Origin of the sequence: Novipirellula sp., assembly GCF_041583735.1 — a bacterium.
GTDB lineage: Bacteria > Planctomycetota > Planctomycetia > Pirellulales > Pirellulaceae > Novipirellula.
The window spans coordinates 1-5381 of sequence record NZ_JBFHFD010000599.1; the positions used below are offsets into that span (position 1 = coordinate 1).

Consider the following 5381-nt stretch of genomic DNA (forward strand, 5'->3'; position numbering starts at 1 on the left):
AGTTTGAATCGCCATGCGAAGGGCGCGGTTGCCATGGCTGTCTTTGGAAACGCCGATGATCCGGCCGGGCAGTTTGCGGGCATACTCGTCGCGAGTCGAGATGTACGCGGCGTGTGGTCCACCTAGTCCCATCGGAACTCCAAATCGCTGAGCGCTGCCGATACAAATGTCGGCTCTCCATTGGCCCGGAGGAGTGATTAGCGTGAGTGCCAACAAATCCGCTGCCGCAACCGTCAAACACTTGTGGCTCTTGGCGGTCGCCGCCAATTCGCTGTAGTCGTTGATCCGTCCATCGGTCGTGGGGTACTGAACCAATACACCGCACAGACCGCCCTCGCCATGTTCGAAATCGATTTCGCTGATCGGCCCTATCTTCAAATCGACACCTAGACCGGCAGCGCGTGTTTTCAGCAGTGCAATCGTTTGTGGATGGCAATCGTCGGAAGCCCAGAAACCCGTTTTCTTGTGATTGGCAATTGCGATACACATGCCCATCGCTTCGGCAGCCGCAGTCGCTTCGTCCAACAGACTTGCCCCAGCCAATGGCAACCCCGTCAAATCGGCGATCACGGTTTGGAAGTTCAGCAGTGCCTCGAGCCGGCCTTGTGAAATTTCGGCTTGGTAAGGCGTGTACTGCGTATACCAACCGGGATTCTCCAGCACGTTCCGCAGAATCACTGGCGGCGTGACGGTCCCGGTGTACCCCATCCCGATACACGAGCGGTAGATTTTGTTCTTGCTGGCGATCGCTTTCAGTCCTTGCAGACATTCGCGTTCGCCGCGTGGATCGGGAATGTCCAGCGGTGCATCCAATCGAATGTCGGCCGGAACGGTGGCGTCGGCAAGTGCGTCCAACGAATCGAAACCGAGCAAATTCAACATCTCAGCGAGTTCGGTTTCCGACGATCCAATGTGACGCCGCGCAAAGCCGTCGACAAAATCGATGGCGTTCGTAGCGGTAGACGAGCAGTGTGACGGCTGATTTGTGCTTGTGGACATGTTCCGAAGGGGCCCGAAAGAGGGTAGATCTAGTTTGCCTCTGCTGGTTGCAAGATGGCTCAACCCTGGTTTGACATCACGTTGAGTGTTAGCAACACAAGGATCAACATAATTTCGGCAAGCGATTCATGGTATCCCACTGCGATTTGTGGGCAGAATCCAAGCCCGAAATGACGCCGCTTCGCCGAAGTTTTACGCAGGGAGGAGGCGAGAATTTCCCCGTAGCAAGACTCGCCAAGAGTTTCGGTCCCTATTGGCGGATAGACGCTGATCGCACCGCGATCGGAACGATGGAACGCGGAGCGATCCACGACTTTTATTGATCCCACCTTCCCAAACGACGAAAGTCTTGGCGACTTTCGCTACGGCCAATGAAGATCACAGGCTGGAAGCCTATGCTACGGTAACGACGAAAAGTTCGAGGCGCCTTGCGGCGCTCTCGAACTTTCGTTTTACGAGGGCTGTCGTTCCCGACGCGTAATGCGGGCAGCCCTCGTATGCCTCCGCCCGAAGGAAAATTGGTGGCCGGCTCGTGTCTAACGAGACGGTAAAGGTCGACGTGCGACCGGGGTCGGTGCATAGCTGACGTCGACGTCGTCCGAAATGCGGGCCGAGACGGCGGGCGTTTCGTAATTCATTGGTGCGACGGCACTGCCGATCGGAATGTCCAAAGGTTGTAGCGATCCCGAATCAGGCAAGCTGTCGATCGTTGGCATCGGCGGTACCGATTCACTAGCTCGCGGGGTGCTTGGATTCGCGGGTGCAAACTGCTCTGGCGATACCCCCGGTGAAAACATTTGCTGCGGAGTCCCCATCTGGCTCAGCGGAACATCGTCCACTTCGATCGTGTTGCGGTAAGGCGAAAGGTTCATGCTCAGCGGATCATTCGGATCGCCGAAGATCATCTCACCGGCGTGGTCTGCAGATCCGCCCATCATGTTGACGGCTGCATCGGCATCACGCACAGGTCCGGTGCGGACAACCTCGGGCCGGGTCACGCCGTACTTGACTTGCTTTCCGGCACTTCGTTCACGTGCTCGTTCCAGTGCATCCCAGTATGCTTTCTTGTTCCAAGGCCCTTCGGCCAGCGTGATGTTGCTGTTGGCCAGCAAGGTGCCTTTCATATAGTCGACGTAGTTGATCGATTTGTTGTATTCACCAAGGGCTCGGTAGTAATCGATTTGTGCTTGAGCACGACGTTGTTGACTCTGAAGCACGACGTTCACCGGGCTTCGTCCGCCCTTGAACTCGGCCAAACGAGCTTCCACTTCTTGCTCGGCAGCTTGCCATCGTTGTGCATTGGTTTGTACGAGTTGGTAGTGAGTGGCCACTTTCGCGGTTGCGTCACTTAGTTGGCTGACCAACAAACGCTCTTGTTCTTGCAGGAACGCCTTTTCGCGAACCAAACGAAATTGGGCGCCACGGATGCGAGCCAGTTCACGACGAGCCCCAAGTGCAGGCGGCGTGATGTCCAAACGAATGGCACCTTCTTGGTAATCGCCCCCCGTCAATTCCGCCAAAGCACTGCTGCCTGGGTTCGGCCCGGCAACGTCACGTCGCTGCGGCGGCCCAAGCGTGTCGCCTTGGCCAACCCAACGGTAAAGCAACGACAGGTTGACTTCGGGAAGGATTTGATTCTTTGCAGCCATCAACTCCAACTCGTTTTGTTTGATCCGAGTTTTGTTACGGCGGACTTCAGGGCTGAGGTACAACATTTGGGCAACCGATTCGTTCCAATCGAATTCGACACGGGCGAGCGAGGGCTCGTCGATCGGACGAATCAAGCGACCGTCGGTAGCGGTGATTCCTAGCAGTTCACGCATGCGGCGTTCGTTGCCGTAGACTCCGAAACGGTCCGCACCAGGAACGTTCGAACCAGCGATAGCCGATTCCAAAATGCCACGGAATTGGTAGTACTGCTCGACCGCTTGAGCCAATTCTTGGCGAGTACCGGTGCCGTTTTCCAGATTCAATCGAGCAAACTGGGCGGTGGCGATCGCACTGTTACGACCGATGATCGAGGTCGCGACATTTCGGTAGGACACGTACAGGTCCCAGTAAGTGTTCTCGACATCACGGACCAAGTTACGGACCTGAGATTCAAAGTCGGCGATCGAAAGGTCTTCGTTCAAGCTTGCCAACACCACAGGGATGCGGTTGATCAACGTGCCACGATTTCGCATCAGCGGATGTTGCACCTGAGCTTCGATCAACGCGGTCCAGTCGCTTGGAACGGCTCGTGATACGGCACTGATTTCCGCGTTGCTTCGCGAGTAGATAACTTGTTGACGAAGCGTTGCGACGCCACCGGTGGCAAGTCGCTTGCTGAGAGCGGCTTGCTGAGTGGTGTCAGTGGCTCGTGAAATTTGTGGGTTGATGCTATTCGCGATACCGACGTTGCGTGTGCGGTCGGTCGTTCCGTAGTTAACAAAACCACTGGCTTGGGCATCAAATTCGGCCAATGCGTCTTCCACGCCGCCGACTTGGTTGGCTCGCAGAACGCCTCGCGGCAGAACGCGGTTGCCGTTGCCATCAACGGTCAATGGAACCGATTGGGTGGTCGATTGCTGAACGGCAATGTCGTAGATGCTGCCGAACTGGTCCGCATTCCCACTGGTGAACTGAGCCGCAATGTTCTGGCGGAACTCCGCGTTACCATTGGTGGTGATGAAGAACTTCGAGTTCTGCAGCGCGATCGACACGCACTCTTCCAACGACAGATCCCAGAATTGGTAATCGTGATTACCAACGGTCAACGGAGGAAGCGCACCGGTGGTTTCAGCCAAATGCTCGACCTCGACGTCGGGATACTCGATCGCCGTCGCTTGGTTGAGATAGAACTGAAGGTCCGGAGACTCATTCAGAAAGAACGGTTGTGTCGGTGCGCATCCGCTCGCAAAAAGGATGGTCATCCCAAGCTGAAGATACGCAGTAAATCGTAACAGCGAGCGGTTCATGCTCAAGGCTTCCTGGGCGGTGCCGCCGTGAAACACGCTTTAACGGTATCGCCATGAAGGCGACGAGCGCATTTCGATCGGGCCGAGTGTGGAAGCCCCCCTCCGTGAAGCCCCGAAGCTGCCACATAGCAACTCGAGACCTCCTCGTCCGAAAGTAGTTATCGGAGTCCGGTTAGGTAAACTTTGACGCTTCTGAGAATTTTCTTGAAGTCGAAGCAGATTTCTGGTCAAGAGCTGGTTTTAGTTAGCCGTTTTGCCGCTAGCCACGGTTTCGTCACCACCCAACCGGGGCCTAGCGGCGTCAAAACGACTAACAACGCTAAAGGCTCGATGCCCGAACCTCCCAACGCAAGCTTGGAGGATCTGGCAGAAACACGGCTACCGACACCGCATCACTCTTCGATCAAATCCAATGGATCGGCCAATTTCAACCCCGCATCGGGAGCTTCACCGGGAGCCGGGTGGACCGAATCGACCTCCAAATAATCGGTGACTTGGTCCGGCAAGACCGATGGATCCGCAATGTCCTCGACCGCTTGGACCAATCCGTCATCCTGTGATGCCGACGATGGACGAGGCCCGATCTGCAGTGCTTCCCATGGTTTTGGGTAAAAATAGGTTGTGACCGTCCGGCATCCCTTTTTCTCTTTCTCGTAGCTGCCGCGATGTTCGGCGTTGTGCCATGCCATCGCTTCGCGGCTCGACGGGGCGATGCAATACGCAATCTTGCCACCGATGTAGGTCGGACGATTGTATTTGCGACGATACGACTCGGGCAGTCGGTTTCCCAGCGGCCCAATCACATCAATGCGTTGATGAACCGGTTGGTTTTCGCGATCAGGATGATGTGCATCCGCCGAAACGGCGACGCAGGCGATCGTGAAGGCAAGAAAAAATCGTGACATAACGTTGCCGTTTGCAGCGGGAATCAAAGGTCAGAAGATGCTTGACGACATTCCGGTGTTGTCATACCGATTTTGTCGACCACGACAGCTGTCGCTACCTTGTGCAGTCGGCATCGATCATGACGACGGTTCACCCAGGCAACGATTATTCGGAAGATGCGGGCTTCGTTAATTTTCCGGCTGCGGCCGTAATCGATAATGCCACCCCAACACGGACAGATTCAGCAGCCAAATCGATCCAAAAATCAGCGATGCGTAGGGCAGCCAGAGGATCGAAACCAGCGACCCCACCAGGAACAGGATCCCTAAAATCGCGGCGCCACCCCACACATGGCCTCCCATCGCAATAAATCCGAACCCGCTTAATGCCGCCGCGATCGGAAATAACACGCGATGATCCAGCGAGCCAAACATCAGCAACAGGTTCATCGTCAACAGTGTGGCCAAGTAACCGATCCAGATCGACCAGACAGGGCGTTCGGCCACGGTCCGCGGCAGAAACTGGCCCCGCCGTGCCCAA

General features: G+C 56.0%; 3 protein-coding genes and 2 pseudogenes. 1 reads left to right on the plus strand and 4 read right to left on the minus strand.

Features of this window, described 5'->3' with window-relative positions; translation table 11 throughout:
- Nucleotides 1-999 (minus strand): annotated as a pseudogene (locus ABX962_RS29160) (glycine dehydrogenase (aminomethyl-transferring)); the annotation flags it as partial.
- Nucleotides 1000-1127: 128 nt separating this feature from the next.
- Here ABX962_RS29160 and ABX962_RS29165 point away from each other — a divergent pair.
- The gene (locus ABX962_RS29165; RefSeq protein WP_372724778.1) at nucleotides 1128-1322 is read left to right on the plus strand and encodes a hypothetical protein; all 195 of its coding nucleotides are present in this window, start codon (nucleotides 1128-1130) and stop codon (nucleotides 1320-1322) included.
- A 213-nt stretch (nucleotides 1323-1535) separates the two neighbouring features.
- On the opposite strand, the gene ABX962_RS29170 is transcribed toward ABX962_RS29165, so the two are convergent.
- From ABX962_RS29170 to ABX962_RS29180, 3 genes and pseudogenes are all read right to left on the minus strand, one after another.
- A complete protein-coding gene (locus ABX962_RS29170; protein WP_372724780.1) occupies nucleotides 1536-3956 on the minus strand; it encodes a TolC family protein in 2421 nt (806 codons plus the stop codon).
- A gap of 392 nt (nucleotides 3957-4348) precedes the next feature.
- Nucleotides 4349-4861: a hypothetical protein gene (locus ABX962_RS29175; RefSeq protein ID WP_372724782.1), complete on the minus strand. Its 513-nt coding sequence runs from the start codon at nucleotides 4859-4861 to the stop codon at nucleotides 4349-4351.
- Nucleotides 4862-5029: 168 nt separating this feature from the next.
- Nucleotides 5030-5381, minus strand: a pseudogene (locus tag ABX962_RS29180) (serine/threonine protein kinase); the annotation flags it as partial.